Genomic DNA, 17,000 nt, shown 5'->3' with positions numbered 1-17,000 from the left:
CTCCAGGGTGCTGGAGGGCCGCGGCCCGGGGGTGCGCGAGTCCGGCTTCGGGAGCCGGACGGTGGTGGCGCTGCTCAGGCGGTCTGCGGGAACCGCACGCCGGTGTTGGCGTGGCAGCGGTAGCCGTAGGGGTTCTTCGCGAGGTACTGCTGGTGCTGGTCCTCGGCGTAGTAGTACGTCGGCACCTCGCGGATCTCGGTCGTGATCTCGCCGAGGCCGCGGCGGGCCAGTTCGTCGCCGTAGACCTTCGTCAGCTCGCGCGCGGTCTGCTCCTGGGCGGAGGAGGTGTAGTAGATCGCCGAGCGGTACTGCGTGCCGACGTCGTTGCCCTGGCGCATGCCCTGGGTCGGGTCGTGCACCTCGAAGAAGGCCTTGACGAGGTCGGCGTAGGAGACCTGGGCGGGGTCGAAGACCACGCGCACGGCCTCGGTGTGGTTGGTGCGCCCCGAGCACACCTCCTCGTAGGACGGGTTGGGCGTGTCGCCGCCGGCGTAGCCCACCGACGTCGACCAGACGCCGGGCGTCTTCCAGTAGATCTCCTCGGCTCCCCAGAAGCAGCCGAGGCCGAAGACGGCGACCTCGTAGCCCTCGGGGGCCTCGTCGGTGCGCACGGGTGCGTCGAGCACGACGTGGCGCTCGGCGAGTCGGAAGGGGCTCTCGCTGCGACCGGGCAGGGTCTGCTCGGGAGCGATCAGGTCGGTCTGCTTGCGGGTGAAGAACACGGGACCTCCTCGGGTCGTTGCCTACGAGTGTGCAACACCGCCGGTGGCGCCGACCTTCCCGGCGAGCTCCCTTGATCGGGACCGATCCGGGGACCTTGGGCCGTTGACAGGGGCGGGTCGCGCGAGGAGGTTGGGGGCCGTCGCAGCCCGCGGAACCACCGGCTGCCACCTCACGACTTCTCGGGTGCCGAGCCTCGGCGCTCCTCAGGAGCCCCACCCGTCGCCCGCGGGCGCTCGCGCGCCCGCGGCGTACGCAGTCCTGTCCTGCCCGTGCCTCCGGCGCTGCGCGCCGGGTGAGCGAGGTGCTGTCGTGCCCGACGACCGTCGGCGCCGTGCCGACCCGCGCGCGCTGCTGCTCGACGCCGACGACCGGCCCACGCCGGTCTACCGGCGCTACCTCGAGCTGCAGCGCGAGTACGACGCCGCCGTGCGCCGACGCGACGAGGCGCGCGACCGCGCCCACCTGCGACCGGCCCTGCTTCAGGCCTGGCCGCAGGACTCCCGGGCCTACACCGAGGCCGTCGACGCCGCCCTCGTGCGGTGGCAGGCGCTCGGGCACAAGGCGGAGGTCGAGGCCGTCCTCGACCAGCTCGCCGACCCACCCACCACGACCGATCCGCCCACTGGAGGACCCCACCATGCCTGACGTCCACGACATCCTGCGCGAGCTCGAGCTGAAGGCCGTCGGCCTCGACGAGGAGACCAAGAAGATGCAGGAGGGCTACTTCGTGGCCTTCCGCAGCGTCGGCCTGCCGATCCGTAAGGACGACTTCTACAACCCCTGGGACCCCATGGGCGGCAACCTCGCCAAGAACGCACCGGTCGTGCCGCCCCAGACCGATCCCGCTGCGGCGCCGACCACGGGAAGCAAGGCCCTGGACCCGGAGAAGCTCTACGACGACGCGCTGCTCGCCAACATCTCGCGCTCCCAGCGCACCTACCTCAACACCTTCATGCTCACCGACAGCAAGCTCAACATGAACGCCACCTACTCGGTCATGCCGGCCGCCAGCAAGGTCAGCGACTCCTGGTGGGCGATCATCACCGGCGCCAACGGGATCGCGGGCGACCTCGAGGCCAACGCCGAGCTCCAGGCCGGCTACGACCGCGCCCAGGCCACGCTGATGGATCCGGCCACCGGCGACCCGACCGCCCACTACGAGAAGTACCTGGACTACCAGGACGAGTACCGCTCGAAGGTCCGCAGCTGGAACAAGGCCTACGCCATCGTCTTCACCGATCCCGACCGCCGCCAGATGTGGCCCATCGAGGGCCGGCTCTACCACGAGGAGGCCAACGAGGCCTGGGACCGCTGGCAGAGCTTCGGGCACAAGCAGGAGATCGAGGACGCCATCGCCATCCTCTCGGCCCGCGGCACCGACCCGGCCATCGCCCTCATCGGGCGGGCCAAGAAGAAGCTCAACGACAACCTCTTCGAGTTCCCCGGCGTCGGGCTGATCCCGTGGACCGCCATGATCCCGGAGACCTGGGCCGACCCCGACAACGACGAGGGGTGGAACGAGTACGACAGCACGAAGAGCCACTCCGAGGAGCACTACCAGTCGTCGAGCACCTCCTACGGCGGGGGCGGCGGCTTCGACATCGGCTTCTGGAGCGCCTCGGCCAGCGTCGACCACTCCGAGTCGCACCAGGCCATGCAGATGCAGGGCAGCAACCTGGAGATCCGCTTCAGCTACTGCACCGTCGACATCTTCCGGCCGTGGATGGACACCTCGCTGCTCAACCTCGACAACTGGTTCCTCTTCGGCGACTACCCCGCCCACACGATCTCCGACGGCACCATGGCCCAGCAGAAGCCCTCCACCAAGGAGCCGGCCTTCCTGCCCTCGGTGGTCACCAGCCTGATCCTGGTCAAGGACCTGCGCATCAAGTGGGACGACTGGAAGTCGCAGTGGGAGTCCGACAGCGCCACCACCAGCGTCTCGACGTCGGTGGGCTGGGGGCCGTTCGCGGTCAAGGGGCACTACGGCACCAGCGAGCACACCTTCGACGCCTCCTCCGACTACGAGAGCGAGGGTCTGACCGTGAAGGGCATCCAGCTGGTCGGCTACGTCTCGCAGATCAACCCGGCCTCCCCGCGCAAGAACGGCCTGGACTACCTCCAGCACGCGCCGGCGCCCGCGGACCCCGTCGCCGAGCCGGTCGCGACCCCTGCGCCGACGCCTGCGCCGACGCCTGCGCCGACGCCTGCGCCGACGCCTGCGCCGGCACCGGTGGCCACGCCGACGCCGGCTCCGGTGGCCACGCCGACGCCGACGCCCGCACCGGTCGCGACGCCCGCTCCGACGCCGGCCCCGACGCCGGCCCCGACGCCCGCTCCGACGCCCGCACCGGTCGCGACGCCTGCCCCGACGCCCGCTCCGGACCCCGCGCCCGTCGCGACCCCTGCGCCAGCACCGGCCCCGGTCGCCCCCGCTCCGGCCAACGGCTGAGGAGCGCGGTCGAGGACGGAGGAGACGGCCATGGCCCTGTCGCTGGACGCGCTCCACCAGCCGATGAACGACTTCTTCCTGGAGCACTTCGCCACGGCGGCGTCGACCCACGTCGTCTTCCGCTTCGACCGCTTCGGATCGACGCTGTCCCCGAGCGACTTCGAGGACCCCGCCGACCCGGCGGCGGGCTGGAGCGCCGTGGTGGCGCGGGAGCGCTTCTCCGACCTGGTCAACCGGATCCCGGTGGACGCCGGCGACGGGGCCAGCGTGGTGATGACCTCCGACTCCGTCGACAGCCTCTGGTTCGACCGGCTCCTCGGCCCGGCGCAGCCCTACCTGGCCCCCGACGCCGGCGCCGAGGAGCGGGCCGAGGCGCTGCGTGTCTTCAGCCTGGTCAAGTCACGCGCCCTGCGGCTGTGGGAGGACCTCAGCCTCGAGTCCTCCTCCGGCCTGCGCAGCCGCTTCCGGGTGGCGGAGGCCAGCCCCTCCCGGTGGTCCGACCCGACCGCGCAGGAGGTGTGGACGAGCACGACCTTCCAGGTCGGCTCGCCCACCCCGCCCGACACGGGCACCGTCGAGCCCGTCGACCCGGAGGCCGAGCACCTGCAGTGGCGGCTGCGGGCCAGCAGCACGGTGCTCGCCGACGCGCTGGCCGCCCCCGACCTGACCGCGCTCCTGGTCGCCGAGCCCGCCCCGGTGAGCGCGGTCGCGGTCGCGCTCCGGGCCGAGCCGGCCCTGGCGCTCCGGGCCGAGCCCGCGCTGCGGGCGACGGCCCTGCGGCGCCTCGTCGAGACGGAGCCGGACACGGTCGCCCCTGCCGGGGCGAGCGTGGACGCGCCCCTGCTGGCGCGCGCCTTCGACACCGCCACCCTGCGCCTCGACCTCACCGAGCGGCTCCACGTGCGCCAGCTGGTGCAGGAGCAGGCGCCCAGCGAGGCCGTGACGACCTCGTCGGTCCGTGTCGAGCTGGAGTACTGCCTCGTCGACGTGCGCCGCGAGTGGCTGCTCGACTCGCTGGTCAACGACGACGGCTGGTGCATCCCCGGCTCGGTCGCGGGGGAGCTGACCGACCCCGCGCGTCGCGGCAGCCTCCCGCTCCTGCCGGTCGGCATGGTCGTCGTGCGGCGCCTCCACATCAGCGCCGCGTGGTCGGCGGCCGACCTCGCGCTGGCCCGCTCGGCGACGTCGTTCGGACCGTTCGACATCACCCCCGACCAGGCCACCGGTCGCCTCGACCACGAGGGGCCGCAGGTGATCGGGTGGATGCTCCAGCAGCTGCCCCCGCTCCCGCCGCAGCCCGTGCTCGCCCCCGACCGGGCGGAGCCGGTCGTGGAGTCGGTCGTGGAGCCGGCCGAGCCCGGCACCGCCGAGCCGCGCACCCACACGGTGCGGCGCGGCGACACGCTCTGGGCGATCGCCCAGGCGGCGTACGGCGACGGCGCGCGGTGGCCGGAGATCGCCCACGCCAACGGCGAGCTCGACCCGGTCGCCCTGCAGGTCGGCGCCGTGCTGACCCTGCCCTGACCCGTCCTGACCCTGTCCGACCCGTGCACCGATCCAGAGAGAAGCCACCACCATGGACGAACCAGACCTCAGCGCAGGATCCAGCGGGGAGTGGGTGACCTACCTCCAGCAGCTGCTGCAGCAGGCCGGCTACCTCGCCACCGAGCCCGACGGCGACTTCGGTCCCGCGACCGAGGGCGCCGTGCGCGACTTCCAGGCCGCCCAGGGCCTCGACGCCGACGGCGCGGTCGGGCCCCTGACCTGGGCCGCGCTCACCGGCAGCGCCGCGCCCGAGACCCCGACCGACCCCGACACCCCGACCGACCCGGAGCCCGACCCCGGGCCCGACCTCGGCGGCGAGACCGACGACGTGCCGGTCTCGCTGCAGGAGGCCGGGGCGCCGGCGAGCCTGTCGGAGTGGACCGACGAGCAGAAGGAGGCCTTCTTCGAGGGCACGGTGACCTCCCAGGTGACCGCCGAGGCCGAGCCCGAGCCGGTCGAGGTGCTGGCCATGTCCGACGCCGGGAGCTCCGACGGGGGTGTCGTCGCATGAGCGCCGACATGGTCGTCAACGTGGCCAAGGCCGCGTGGGAGGTCTTCAAGGACGGCGCGCCGTCGGGGGAGATCACCTCCTCCACCGCCAACGCCGTGCCCCAGGTCGACGACTGGCAGACCCTCGCGGGGGCGCGCGGGCCGATGGCGATCCGCGGTCACTGGGAGCGGCTGTGCGCCTGGCCCTTCGAGGACTACGTCGTCGCCGACTTCACCTTCCTGCTCAAGTGGGACTACGCCGCGACCTACCGCGGCGGCGGCGCCTTCATCCCCAACCTGTGGCTCGAGGTGCCCAGCTACGACATCTTCTGGGGCCAGCACCTCGACCTGCGCCTCACGGTGCGCAACCCCACCAACGCCGGCACGCCGCAGGCGCCGCTGGCCCGGCTGCCCGTCACCATCGCCGGCACGGCCAGCAACGGCCTGCGCAACCTGCACGTCGAGTGGGGCCTCACCGTCTTCGGCGACGGCACCTGGCAGGAGGCCTGAGCCGCGGTCCGGCGCGGTGCGCGCGGGCCGGCGGGCGCTAACCTCGAGCGGTGAGCGAGCAGCAGCACCCGAGCAAGGCGGGCTTCGAGACCCGCGCCATCCACGCCGGCTACGAGCCCGACCCGACCACGGGCGCGGTGATCCCGCCGATCTACGCGACGTCGACCTACAAGCAGGACGGCGTGGGCGGCCTGCGCGGCGGCTACGAGTACTCCCGCTCGGCCAACCCCACCCGCACCGCCCTGGAGGGCAACCTGGCCGCGCTCGAGGAGGGGGAGCGGGCCTTCGCCTTCGCCTCCGGCCTCGCCGCCGAGGACACCCTGGTGCGGGCGCTGTGCCGCCCCGGCGACCACGTGGTCATCCCCGACGACGCCTACGGCGGCACGTTCCGGCTCTTCGACAAGGTCGAGCGGGCCTGGGGCCTGGAGCACAGCCCGGCGCCGGTCTCCGACGTCGACGCCGTGCGGGCAGCGATCCGCCCGGGCAGCACCCGCCTGGTCTGGGTCGAGACCCCCACCAACCCGCTGCTCACCATCGGCGACATCGAGGCCCTGGCCGCGGTGGCCCACGACGCCGGGGCGCTGCTGGTCGTCGACAACACCTTCGCCTCGCCCTACCTCCAGCAGCCGCTGACCCTCGGCGCCGACGTGGTGGTGCACTCGACCACGAAGTACTGCGGCGGGCACTCCGACGTCGTCGGCGGCGCGCTCGTGGTGCGCGACCTCGACGTCGCCGAGAAGGTCGCCTTCCACCAGAACGCCATCGGTGCGGTGGCCGGCCCCTTCGACGCCTGGCTGACCCTGCGCGGGCTCAAGACCCTCGCGCTGCGCATGGACCGCCACTGCGACAACGCCGAGAAGGTCGTCGACTTCCTCCTCGACCACCCGCGCGTGGAGGAGGTGGTCTACCCCGGCCTGGCCTCCCACCCCGGTCACGAGATCGCCTCGCGCCAGATGCGCCGGTACGGCGGGATGGTGTCGTTCCGGGTCGCGGGAGGGGTGGACGCCGCGCTGTCGGTCTGCGAGCGCACCGAGGTCTTCACCCTCGGGGAGTCGCTGGGCGGGGTCGAGTCGCTCATCGAGCACCCGGGCCGGATGACCCACGCCAGCGTCGCCGGCACCGACCTGGAGGTGCCCGCCGACCTGATCCGGATCAGCGTCGGCATCGAGACCGCCGACGACCTGCTCGCCGACCTCGACCGCGCCCTGGGCTGAGCCCTCCGGACGAGCACCCCGCCCCGGTCGGGGCGGGGTGGTGCGGCGGATAGCCTGCGGTGGTGGACGACGACGCACGACCGGCCGAGGCCCCGGACGGCGCCGAGGGCGACCTCGGGGGTGCGGAGAGCGCCGAGGTGCGCCGGCGGCGCGCGGTGCGCCGGGCCCGCGCCGACGCCGAGCGCGACGAGGGGCTGGCGGCGCGGCTGGCCCAGCAGTGGGCGGCGCTGCGCGACGAGCGGGAGCGGCGGCTGACGCCGGCCCCGATCACGCCCGGCCGGTCGAACTTCACCCGCGCCCAGGTGCCGTGGGGCGTCGACCTCGCCGCGGCCTGGTCGTGGCGCTTCCTGGTGATCGTCGCCGCCGGCGCCGTGGTCGCCTGGACGCTGGGCTACTTCGCGGTGGTCGTGCTGCCGCTCGCCGTCGCGCTGCTCATCAGCGCCCTGGTCGTGCCGATCGTCGACCTGCTCCAGCGGGTCGGACTGCCCCGCGGGCTGGCGGCGCTGCTGGTGGTGCTCGGCACGCTGGCCCTCGTGGGCTCGCTGCTGACCTTCGCCACCCAGCAGGTCGCCAACGGTGCGACCGACCTGGCCGAGCAGACGGTCGCGGGGCTCGGGGAGATCCGGACCTGGCTCAAGGAGGGGCCGCTCAACGCCAGCGACACCCAGATCAACGACTACCTCGACCAGGCCCAGCAGGCCATCCGGGCCCAGAGCGACGGCGGTGAGCTCACCGCTCGCATCACCGAGGTCGGCACGGCGGTGGGGCACGTGTTCGCAGGCTTCTTCATCGTGCTCTTCTCCTTCTACTTCTTCCTCGCCGACGGGGAGCGCATCTGGGCCTGGATCGTGCGGCTGACCCCGCGCGCCGCCCGCGCCCACGTCGACGGCTCGGGTCGGGTGGCCTGGATCTCGCTGACGCAGTTCGTGCGGGCCACGGTCATCGTGGCCGCGGTCGACGCGCTCGGCATCGCGCTGGGCGCCGCCGTGCTCCAGGTGCCCTTCGTGCTGGCCATCGGCGTGCTGGTCTTCCTCGGTGCCTTCGTGCCGATGATCGGTGCCACCATCGCCGGCAGCGTCGCCGTGCTCGTGGCCCTGGTCGACCAGGGGCCCGTCACCGCGCTGCTCATGCTCGGCGTGATCATCCTCGTGCAGCAGGTCGAGGGCCACGTGCTGCAGCCCTTCCTGATGGGGCGCTGGGTCTCGGTGCACCCGCTCGGCGTCATCGTCGCGATCGCCGCGGGCGTGCTCGTCGCCGGGATCGCCGGGGCGCTGGTGGCGGTGCCGCTGGCCGCCGCCGTCAACGCCGTGGTCCAGCACCTCGCGGCGAGCACGGTGGTCGGTGACGACCCGGTGGAGGCGCTCGAGGACGACTACGAGGTGACGGGCGAGCAGCCCGCCGTGACCCAGGAGGACGCATGACCGACCAGGCGGACGCCCCCGTCGAGCAGGCCGAGCCGGCGGGCCCCGGGGTGCCGCTGGGCCCCGTGCCACCGGTGCCGGAGGTGACGCTGGCCGACATCGAGGCCGCCCGTGAGGTGCTCGAGGGCACGGCCATCGTCACGCCCATGGAGGAGTCGCGGTGGCTCTCGGCCATCGCCGGCGGCCGGGTCGGGCTCAAGTGCGAGAACCTCCAGCGCACGGGCTCGTTCAAGGCCCGTGGCGCCTTCGTGCGGATCAGCCGGCTCAGCGCCGAGGAGCGCGCCCGCGGCGTGGTCGCGGCCTCGGCCGGCAATCACGCCCAGGGCGTCGCGCTGGCCGCGCAGCAGCTCGGCATCGCCGCCACCGTCTTCATGCCCGAGGGGGCCCCGATCCCCAAGGAGCGGGCGACCCGCGGCTACGGCGCCGACGTCGTCTTCTCCGGGCGCTACCTCGAGGACGCCCTCGAGGCGGCGCGCGCCTTCGCCGAGCGCACCGGCGCGGTGATGATCCACCCCTTCGACCACGTCGACGTCGTCGCGGGCCAGGGCACCGTGGGCCTGGAGCTGCTCGAGCAGATGCCCGACGTGCGCACCGTGGTCGTGCCCACCGGGGGCGGCGGGCTCCTCGCGGGCATCGCGCTCGCGGTCAAGGCCGCACGGCCCGACGTACGGGTCGTGGGGGTGCAGGCCAAGGACGCCGCGGCCTACCCCGGCTCCCTGGAGCGGGGCCGGCCCACGCCGCTGGAGCACATGCGCACCATGGCCGACGGCATCGCCGTGGGCCGCCCGGGCGACATCACCTTCGCGGCCGTGCGCGACCACGTCGACGAGGTCGTCACGGTGAGCGAGGACCTGCTCGCCCGGGCCCTCCTGGCGCTGGTGGAGCGGGCCAAGATGGTCGTCGAGCCGGCCGGCGCCGCGGCCGTGGCGGCGATCCTCGACCACCCCGAGCGCTTCGAGACGCCCGCGGTCGCGGTGCTGTCCGGGGGCAACGTCGACCCGCTGCTGCTCGGCAAGGTGATCCGCCACGGCATGGCCGCGGCCGGGCGCTACCTCAACCTCCAGGTGACCATCCCCGACGCTCCGGGCGGCCTGGCCCAGCTGCTGACCGAGGTCGGCGCCACCGGCTCCAACGTGCTCGAGGTCGCCCACGAGCGGATCTCGCCCTCGCTGGGCATGGACGAGGTCACCGTGCAGCTGCAGCTGGAGACCCGGGGTGCGGAGCACTCCGCGCTGGTGCTGGCCCGGATGCGCGAACGCGGCTACCGCGTCGTCGAGTGAGGCTCGACGCGGCAGCCGCGCTGGCGGTGCTGGGCCCCGGGGGAGCCCCCGGGCGTTGATCAGCCGGTGTAGGGCACCGCGTCGACGATGACGACCTGGAGCTCCTTGCCGTTGGGCGCGACGTAGGAGACCGTGTCGCCCTTCGAGGCGCCGATGATCGCGGAGCCGAGGGGCGACTGCGGGGAGTAGACCTTGAGGTCGCTGTCCTCGTCCTCCATCTCGCGCGCGCCGAGCAGGAAGGTCTCGGCCTCGTCGTCGTCGTCGCCGACGAACTTGTAGGTCACCTTCATGCCGGGGGAGACGGTGCCGTCGTCCTCGGGGGTCTCGCCCACCTCGGCGCGACGCAGCATGTCCTCGAGCTGGCGGATGCGGCCCTCGATGCGGCCCTGCTCCTCGCGGGCGGCGTGGTAGCCGCTGTTCTCCTTGAGGTCGCCCTCGTCGCGCGCGGCGCTGATCTTGTCGATGATCTCCTGGCGCACGGGGCCCTTGAGCTCGTCGAGCTCGGCCTGCAGCTTGTCGAAGCCCTGCTGCGTGAGCCAGATCGTGCCCTGCTCGGTCGACTGCGTCATGGGTGTACTCCTGCGGGTGAGCGGCTGCGGCCGTGCCGCGTGCTCGTCGATGGTGGATCGGTCATGCCGTCCCCGGTCGGTCGGCGAAGGACCCCGGATCGTCTGTGCTGGGCCCCTTGCCGGACGGCCCTGCGGACGGTCAGAAGAAGGAGTTTACCCCTATCCGGGGCGGCACGGGCGGATCCCCGCCGGCGGGGGTGGCTCAGCGGGGGCGGGGCTGGCCCTCGGCGGTGCAGCCGATCTTCTCCACCGAGGTGGCCATCCGCTCGGTGCGAATGGTGAGGTCGAGGCGGCCCGAGGACTCGGGGGTGAAGGCCAGCTCGCCCACCGTGGAGTGGTCCTCGGCGAAGGCGCGCAGCAGGCAGTCGGCCTCGACGTCGGCGTCGCGCAGGTCGACCTGCACGGTGGCGTCGACGGTGTGCTGGTCGACGGTGTCGAAGGTGACCAGCTCGGAGGTCACCGGCGGGTCGGCGTGGGCCACCGTGGTCCAGGTCAGCCAGCCGCCGAAGACCAGCACCACCACCGCGACCAGCGCGAGGAGCGCACGCCGTCGCCAGGGCGCAGGCGCGCCGTACCGCTGGGTCATCAGGTCGGTGGAGCTCACCCCACCAGGGTGACACGCGGGTCCAGGGCGCTGCGCCGGTGCCCCGGCACGACGGGGGAGCGGCCCACCTAGACTCGGGCCCATGTCGCAGTCGCACGCCACCGGACCCCGCGCGGGCCTCCGGCTCATGCACGTCCACGCCCACCCCGACGACGAGTCGAGCAAGGGCGCGGCCTCGACCGCGCGCTACGTCGCCGAGGGCGCCGAGGTGCACGTGGTCACCTGCACCGGCGGCGAGCGCGGCTCGATCCTCAACCCCAAGATGGACCGCCCCGACATCCTCGAGAACATCTCCGAGGTGCGGCGCCAGGAGATGGAGCGGGCGCGCGACATCCTCGGGATCACCCAGCACTGGCTCGGCTTCGTCGACTCCGGCTGGCCCGAGGGCGACCCGAAGCCCCCGCTGCCCGAGGGCTGCTTCGGCCTGGCCCCGCTGGAGGAGGCCACCGGGCGGCTGGTGCGTCTGATCCGCTCGATCCGCCCCCACGTGCTCACCACCTACGACGAGCGCGGCGGCTACCCCCACCCCGACCACGTGCGCTGCCACGAGGTGTCGGTGGTCGCCTTCGAGGCCGCCGCCGACCCCGAGCGCTTCCCCGAGGCCGGCCCCGCCTGGCAGGTCGCCAAGCTCTACTACCACCACTCCTTCAACCGCGAGCGGATGCAGCGCCTGCACGACGCCACCGTGGCCCACGGGCTGGAGTCGCCGTGGGGCGAGCGGCTCAAGGAGTGGAAGCCGGAGCCGGAGTGGGACGCCCGGGTCACCACCAAGGTGCCCTGCGGCGACTTCTTCGGCGTGCGCGACCAGGCGCTGCTGGCCCACGCCACCCAGATCGACCCCGACGGGCACTGGTTCGCCATCCCGCGCGAGGTGCAGGTCGACGTGTGGCCCACCGAGGACTTCGAGCTCGTCACCGCCCACGTGTCCTCGGCCACGCCGGAGGACGACCTCTTCGCGGGCGTCGACGCCTCCTACGACGGCTCCTGAGAGGATGGCGTCATGGTGACCACGCTCGGATCGCAGCTCAGCCTCCAGCTCACCGCGCTCGTCCTGCGGGTCGCCGACCCGACGCCCGAGCCCGAGGACGTCAAGGCCGGGTGGCCTGCGCTCGGACTCTTCCTGCTCCTCGTCGGCTTCGTGGTCTTCCTGTTCTTCAGCCTCGTCAAGCGGCTGCGCAACGTGGAGACGGCGCGCAAGACCGGCGTCTACGGCGACGCCCCCGAGACCGACGGGACTCCTGGCGAGACGGGAGCGGACCCGGCGGTCGACCCGGCCACGGAGCCGGGCGGCGACCCCTCGGGCGAGCGCGGCGACGCGCCGCCGACGCCCCGGGCCTGAGGCCCGACGCGCCGCGGCTGCGGGTCGGGGTGTGCTCCCGGCTCAGCCCTGGCCGGCGCCGGGCTGCTGCTGCTCGGCGACCTGCTTGCGCACGTCGTCCATGTCGAGGGCGCGCACCGCGCCGATGACCTGGTCCAGCGCCGGTGCGGGCAGCGCCCCGGGCTGGGCGAAGACGAGGATGCCCTCGCGGAAGGCCATCAGGGTGGGGATCGACTGGATCCCGGCCGCGGCGGCCAGCTCCTGCTGCTCCTCGGTGTTGATCGAGCCGAAGGTGATGTCGGGGTTGGCCTCGGAGGCCGCCTCGTAGGTCGGCGCGAACTGCTTGCACGGGCCGCACCAGCTGGCCCAGAAGTCGACGAGCAGGATGTCGTCGCCCTGCACGTGCGTGGTGAAGTTGTCCCCGGTCAGCTCGATGGTGGCCATGCCCCCACCGTACGTCGGGCACGCGCCGCGGCCCACCGCCCCGGTGGGTGGCCGCCGGGGTGTCCCCTCAGTCGACCACGTGGCCGTGGGGTCGGCCGGGGTCGTCGTAGGCCGGGTCGTCGCGACCGGCGCGCAGCGCCTCGAGCTGCGCGCACACCGCGACGCCGTAGAAGAACGACACCGAGCCCATCAGCGACCACAGCAGCAGCGCCACGATGCCCGCGAGGGGCCCGTAGGTGCTGCCGAAGGAGTCGCTGAGCCCGACGTAGGCCGCCAGGCCCACGGTGGCCAGCATGCTGAGCGCCACCGCGACCACCCCGCCGAGGGCCAGCCAGCTCAGCGCGGGCTGCCGGCGTCGCGGCGCGTGGTCGAGCAGCACGGCGATGGTGAGGACGCCGAGCGCGACCCCGACCGGCCAGCGCAGCACGTTCCACGTGGTCCGTGAGGCCTCCGACCAGCCGTAGGCCTCGGTCACGGCGTCGGCGAAGGCACCGCCGGCCACGAGCAGCAGGAAGGCCAGGGCCGCGGGTGCGGCGAGCAGCGCGGTGAGCACGGCGGCCCGGCCGTACTTGGCCCGCGCGGGCCGGTCGCGACGGATGCCGTAGATGCGGTTGGCACCGCGCTCGACCTGCGCCATGGCCGTGGTCATCGACACCAGGGAGAGCAGCAGGCCGAGGACGAGCGCGACCTCTCCGGCCTCCTCGCTGGAGTCGGAGCCGGAGACCGCCCCGGCCAGGGCGTCGCCCGAGCCGCTGCCCGGCGAGACGCCGTCGATGGTGGCGGCCATGACCGCGGCCACGCGCTCCTGGTCGACGTCGGCGGCCAGGCCGGTGAGGGCGAGCAGGAAGGGCACGACGGCGAGGCAGGCCTGCAGGGCCAGGGCCCGGCTGTTGGTGAAGCCGTCGCCGTAGCGGAACCGCACGAAGGCCCCGACCGCGACGGCCCGGAGCCCGTGGCGGCGCGCGAGGTGCCAGGCGTCCTCGGCGTCGAGCTCGTCACCGTCGAGCTCGACGGTCACCGGCACGAGGCGGGCGGTGGTCACGGCTTCGGTCCCTTGCCCGGCTTCGGTCCCTTGTCGGCGGGCCCCTGGCCGGGTCCCTTGCCGGGCTTCGGGCCCGGTCCCTCGTCGGGCTCGTCCTCGTCGGGCTCGTCCTCGTCCGGCTCCTCCTCGTCGGGCTCCTCCTCGTCGGGCCCGCCCGCGTCGGTGGAGGGGGACGGGGTCGGCGTGGGGGTGGGCGTGGGGGTCGTCGACGACCCGGGCGCGGTGTCGTCGGCCTCCTCGACCGCCTCCAGGGCCGCCTCGAGGCGGTCGGCGGCGCGCTCGATCCGCTCCTGCTCGGCGGCGGTGAGCTCGCCGGCGTCGACGGCCTCGTCGGCGGCCTCGCGCAGGGCGTCGAGCGCGTCGAGACCCGCGTCGGCGTCGCGGGCCACCAGGGCCTCGTCGACCGCGGCCAGGGCGTCGGTCACGGCGGTGGGAGGCCCGGTGGTGGTCTCCTCGGCGCAGCCGAGCAGGCCCCCGCCGAGCAGTGCGAGCGTGCCCAGCGCGAGGGCGCCGCGGCTGCGGCCGCCCGGGCGCGCGGGACTCATCGGCCGGCCTCCCCGACCGCGTCGTGGAGGTCCTCCAGCGGGCTCTGGAGCCGGGCCGGCACGTCGCCGGGGGCGGGGTCGACCTCGGCGGGGGTCTCGGCGCTCCCGGTGGAGGCCAGGGCCGCGACCACGAGGAGGAGCACGATGCCGGCGAGCGCCCCGGCCAGGCCCTTCTGGTGCGGCTCGAGCGCGGCCAGGCGCGCCCCCGGGCCCCGGCGGGGTCGGCCCGGGCCGCCCGTCGGCGGGTGCAGCGGCGGCGGGGGAGGCGTGGCGGGCCCGGGGGGTCTGGCGGGTGGGGGAGACCCGAGCGACGCGACCGGCGCGGTGAGCACGGCGGTGCGCGCGGGCTCGACGTACGGCGGCGGGCCGGGCGGACCCGAGGGCGGGCCCTGGCGCAGCGCACCCAGCCGGGCGGCCACCTGGGCGGTGCTCGGCCGCGCGGCCGGGTCGGCCGCGGTCATGGCGCGCAGCAGGTCGGACCAGCCCGGCGGGAGGTCGGCGGGCACCGGGGGCGGTCGGTGCAGCCGGGCCATGGCCGACTCGGTGGGGCTGCCGGGGTAGGCGCGCTCGCCGGTGAGCGCCTCGAGCAGCACCAGGCCCAGCGACCACACGTCGACGGAGGTGTCGAGCTCCTCGCCGCGCACCTGCTCCGGGGCGAGGTAGGCCGCCGTGCCCACGGCGGTGCCGGTCTGGGTGTGGCGCACGGTGTCGCCGATGAGTCGCGCGATGCCGAAGTCGGCCAGCTTGACCCGGCCGTCGGGGGCGAGCAGGACGTTGCCGGGCTTCACGTCGCGGTGCACGACGCCGCGGCCGTGGGCGTAGGAGAGGGCGTCGGCGACCTGCTGACCCACGCGCGCCGCCTCCGGCGCGGGCAGCGGGCCGTCGGCCAGCCTGGCCCCCAGGGTGGGGCCCTCCACCAGCTCCATCACGAGGAAGGGGTGCTCGTCGTCGACCCCGGCGTCGAGCACGGTCACCAGGCCGCGGTGCGAGAGCCCCGCCAGGGTGCGGGCCTCGGCGGTGAAGCGCGCGCGGTCGCTGGCCTGGTCGGCGGTACTGCGCAGCAGCTTGACCGCCACCTCGCGGGCCAGGACCGTGTCGGTCGCGCGGTGCACGTCGGCCATGCCGCCGCGTCCCAGGACCTCGCCGAGCCGGTAGCGGCCCGCGACCATCGTCGTCGTCACCCCGGGACCGTACCGGTCGGGCCGGCCCGGCCCGTTCCCGACCGGTCGGACGGCTGGCGGTGTCCGGAGGCGCTCACCCGTCGGGGTGACGACACCATGACCGCCGTCACGTGACGTGCGTTACACGATCGTTACCCCTCCGCCTTGACCCCTCGATTGCGTAAGCGCTTTCATTCATCACGCCCCGGACGCTCGGCAGTGGTCTGGGTCACGACCCAGAGAGGGAGCACCCCATGCGCTCACGCACCATCCGACACGCCAGTGTGGCGGTCGTCCTGGCCGCCGGCCTGGTCCTGGCCGGCTGCGCCGAGGAGGAGTCCACCGAGGTCCAGTCCGCCGGTGGCACCTCGCCCGGCGAGGGCAAGGCCGAATGCGAGCAGCTGACCCAGTTCGGTGACCTCACCGGCACCAGCGTCAGCGTCTACACCTCGATCATCGCCCCCGAGGACGCCGCCCAGAAGAAGTCCTACGAGCTCTTCACCGAGTGCACCGGCGCCGAGATCGAGTACGAGGGCTCCAGCGAGTTCGAGACCCAGCTCAAGGTGCGCGTGCAGGGCGGCAACGCCCCCGACATCGCCTACATCCCGCAGCCGGGCCTGCTGGCCAGCCTCGTGCGCGACGACGACGCCGTCGTCGAGGCGCCCGACACGGTCGCGGAGAACGTCGACCAGTGGTGGGGCGAGGACTGGAAGACCTACGGCACCGTCGACGACACCTTCTACGCCGCCCCGCTGGGCGCCAACGTGAAGTCCTTCGTGTGGTACTCCCCGAAGACCTTCGCCGACAACGGCTGGGAGATCCCCGAGACCTGGGACGACATGATGGCCATCACCGAGGACGCCGTCTCCAAGGGCATGAAGCCCTGGTGCGCCGGCATCGAGTCCGGTGACGCCACCGGGTGGGTCACCACCGACTGGCTCGAGGACTCGATGCTCCGCGAGGTCGGCCCCGACGTCTACGACCAGTGGGTCAACCACGAGATCCCCTTCGACGACCCGCAGGTCGCCGCCGCGCTCGACCGCGTCGGCAGCATCCTCAAGGACGAGGAGTTCGTCAACGGCGGCCTCGGCGACGTGAAGTCCATCGCCACCACCGCCTTCCAGGACGCCGGCTACCCCGTCGTCGACGGCGAGTGCGTCATGCACCGCCAGGCCAGCTTCTACGCCGCCCAGTGGGAGCCCGGCACCGACGTGTCGGAGGACGGCGACGTGTTCGCCTTCTACCTGCCCACCGTCACCGAGGACTTCGGTCGTCCGGTGCTCGGCGGCGGCGAGTTCGTGGCGGCCTTCGACAGCCGGCCCGAGGTCCAGGCCTTCCAGACCTACCTGTCCTCCGACGTGTGGGCCAACGAGAAGGCCAAGGCCACGCCCGACGGTGGCTGGGTCACCGCCAACACCGGTCTCGACATCTCCAACCTGAGCAGCCCGATCGACATCCTGTCGGCCGAGACGTTCCAGGACCCCGACGCCGTCTTCCGCTTCGACGGCTCCGACCAGATGCCCAGCGCCGTCGGCGCCGGCTCCTTCTGGAAGGAGATGACGGCGTGGATCACCGGTCAGAGCACCGCTGACGCGCTGACCAACATCGAGGAGTCCTGGCCCGCCTCCTGAGGTGAGCCACCGACGTCGGGCCGCGGGCCGCCCCCGCGGCCCGACGTCGACCC

Annotated in this window: 18 protein-coding genes; 11 read left to right on the top strand and 7 right to left on the bottom strand. The window is 73.7% G+C overall.

Annotated elements, in window-relative coordinates:
- Positions 1–74: 74 nt before the first annotated feature.
- Positions 75–722 (bottom strand): peptide-methionine (S)-S-oxide reductase MsrA, encoded by a 648-nt coding sequence (gene msrA, locus ASF50_RS13325; RefSeq protein ID WP_056904743.1) that lies wholly within the window; start codon positions 720–722, stop codon positions 75–77.
- A 310-nt stretch (positions 723–1,032) separates the two neighbouring features.
- Here msrA and ASF50_RS13320 point away from each other — a divergent pair, with 310 nt between their 5' ends.
- From ASF50_RS13320 to ilvA, 8 genes are all read left to right on the top strand, one after another.
- Positions 1,033–1,368 (top strand): hypothetical protein, encoded by a 336-nt coding sequence (locus ASF50_RS13320; protein WP_056904742.1) that lies wholly within the window; start codon positions 1,033–1,035, stop codon positions 1,366–1,368.
- The gene (locus tag ASF50_RS19500) at positions 1,361–3,175 is read left to right on the top strand and encodes a hypothetical protein (protein WP_056904741.1); all 1,815 of its coding nucleotides are present in this window, start codon (positions 1,361–1,363) and stop codon (positions 3,173–3,175) included. Before ASF50_RS13320 ends, ASF50_RS19500 begins: the two co-directional genes overlap by 8 nt.
- A gap of 30 nt (positions 3,176–3,205) precedes the next feature.
- Positions 3,206–4,699 carry a LysM peptidoglycan-binding domain-containing protein gene (locus ASF50_RS19495; protein WP_056862175.1) on the top strand — a complete coding sequence of 498 codons (1,494 nt, stop codon included), beginning with the start codon at positions 3,206–3,208 and terminating at the stop codon, positions 4,697–4,699.
- Positions 4,700–4,751: 52 nt separating this feature from the next.
- The gene (locus ASF50_RS19035; RefSeq protein ID WP_156718279.1) at positions 4,752–5,231 is read left to right on the top strand and encodes a peptidoglycan-binding domain-containing protein; all 480 of its coding nucleotides are present in this window, start codon (positions 4,752–4,754) and stop codon (positions 5,229–5,231) included.
- Complete coding sequence (locus ASF50_RS13300; RefSeq protein ID WP_056862176.1) at positions 5,228–5,719, top strand: hypothetical protein; 492 nt, start codon at positions 5,228–5,230, stop codon at positions 5,717–5,719. Before ASF50_RS19035 ends, ASF50_RS13300 begins: the two co-directional genes overlap by 4 nt.
- A 50-nt stretch (positions 5,720–5,769) precedes the next feature.
- Positions 5,770–6,933 (top strand): cystathionine gamma-synthase, encoded by a 1,164-nt coding sequence (locus tag ASF50_RS13295; protein WP_056862177.1) that lies wholly within the window; start codon positions 5,770–5,772, stop codon positions 6,931–6,933.
- Between the two features lie 62 nt (positions 6,934–6,995).
- Positions 6,996–8,354, top strand: coding sequence for an AI-2E family transporter (locus ASF50_RS13290; RefSeq protein ID WP_165699012.1), 1,359 nt, complete (start codon positions 6,996–6,998; stop codon positions 8,352–8,354).
- Positions 8,351–9,634, top strand: a complete 1,284-nt coding sequence (ilvA, locus tag ASF50_RS13285; RefSeq protein WP_082503168.1) for a threonine ammonia-lyase — start codon at positions 8,351–8,353, stop codon at positions 9,632–9,634. Before ASF50_RS13290 ends, ilvA begins: the two co-directional genes overlap by 4 nt.
- Before the next feature lie 59 nt (positions 9,635–9,693).
- Here the strand turns inward: ilvA and greA are convergent, their stop codons facing one another.
- A complete protein-coding gene (gene greA / locus ASF50_RS13280; RefSeq protein ID WP_056862178.1) occupies positions 9,694–10,203 on the bottom strand; it encodes a transcription elongation factor GreA in 510 nt (169 codons plus the stop codon).
- Positions 10,204–10,405: 202 nt separating this feature from the next.
- Positions 10,406–10,807, bottom strand: coding sequence for a DUF4307 domain-containing protein (locus ASF50_RS13275; RefSeq protein ID WP_056862179.1), 402 nt, complete (start codon positions 10,805–10,807; stop codon positions 10,406–10,408).
- A gap of 82 nt (positions 10,808–10,889) precedes the next feature.
- Between ASF50_RS13275 and mca the strand changes: the two genes are divergently transcribed.
- Positions 10,890–11,795, top strand: coding sequence for a mycothiol conjugate amidase Mca (mca, locus tag ASF50_RS13270; protein ID WP_056904740.1), 906 nt, complete (start codon positions 10,890–10,892; stop codon positions 11,793–11,795).
- 12 nt (positions 11,796–11,807) lie between these two features.
- Entirely contained in the window at positions 11,808–12,146 is a 339-nt protein-coding gene (locus ASF50_RS13265; RefSeq protein WP_056862181.1) for a hypothetical protein, read from the top strand.
- 42 nt (positions 12,147–12,188) lie between these two features.
- Here ASF50_RS13265 and ASF50_RS13260 read toward each other — a convergent pair whose 3' ends face one another.
- The 4 genes from ASF50_RS13260 to ASF50_RS19925 all read right to left on the bottom strand — a co-directional run bounded on the left by ASF50_RS13260 (position 12,189) and on the right by ASF50_RS19925 (position 15,337).
- Positions 12,189–12,569: a thioredoxin family protein gene (locus tag ASF50_RS13260; protein ID WP_056904739.1), complete on the bottom strand. Its 381-nt coding sequence runs from the start codon at positions 12,567–12,569 to the stop codon at positions 12,189–12,191.
- A 67-nt stretch (positions 12,570–12,636) separates the two neighbouring features.
- Positions 12,637–13,611: a YihY/virulence factor BrkB family protein gene (locus ASF50_RS13255; protein WP_056862183.1), complete on the bottom strand. Its 975-nt coding sequence runs from the start codon at positions 13,609–13,611 to the stop codon at positions 12,637–12,639.
- The gene (locus ASF50_RS13250) at positions 13,608–14,156 is read right to left on the bottom strand and encodes a hypothetical protein (protein WP_056904738.1); all 549 of its coding nucleotides are present in this window, start codon (positions 14,154–14,156) and stop codon (positions 13,608–13,610) included. Before ASF50_RS13250 ends, ASF50_RS13255 begins: the two co-directional genes overlap by 4 nt.
- Positions 14,153–15,337: a serine/threonine-protein kinase gene (locus ASF50_RS19925; protein ID WP_156718278.1), complete on the bottom strand. Its 1,185-nt coding sequence runs from the start codon at positions 15,335–15,337 to the stop codon at positions 14,153–14,155. Before ASF50_RS19925 ends, ASF50_RS13250 begins: the two co-directional genes overlap by 4 nt.
- A gap of 233 nt (positions 15,338–15,570) precedes the next feature.
- Between ASF50_RS19925 and ASF50_RS13240 the strand changes: the two genes are divergently transcribed.
- Complete coding sequence (locus ASF50_RS13240; RefSeq protein ID WP_056862186.1) at positions 15,571–16,947, top strand: ABC transporter substrate-binding protein; 1,377 nt, start codon at positions 15,571–15,573, stop codon at positions 16,945–16,947.
- The last annotated feature ends 53 nt before the right edge of the window (positions 16,948–17,000 follow it).

The sequence above is a fragment of the Nocardioides sp. Leaf307 genome (assembly GCF_001423135.1).
In the GTDB taxonomy this organism is placed as follows: Bacteria; Actinomycetota; Actinomycetes; order Propionibacteriales; family Nocardioidaceae; genus Nocardioides; species Nocardioides kribbensis.
The sequence above is the reverse complement of the archived record's forward strand: the minus strand, read 5'-3'. Positions and strand labels throughout refer to the sequence as shown.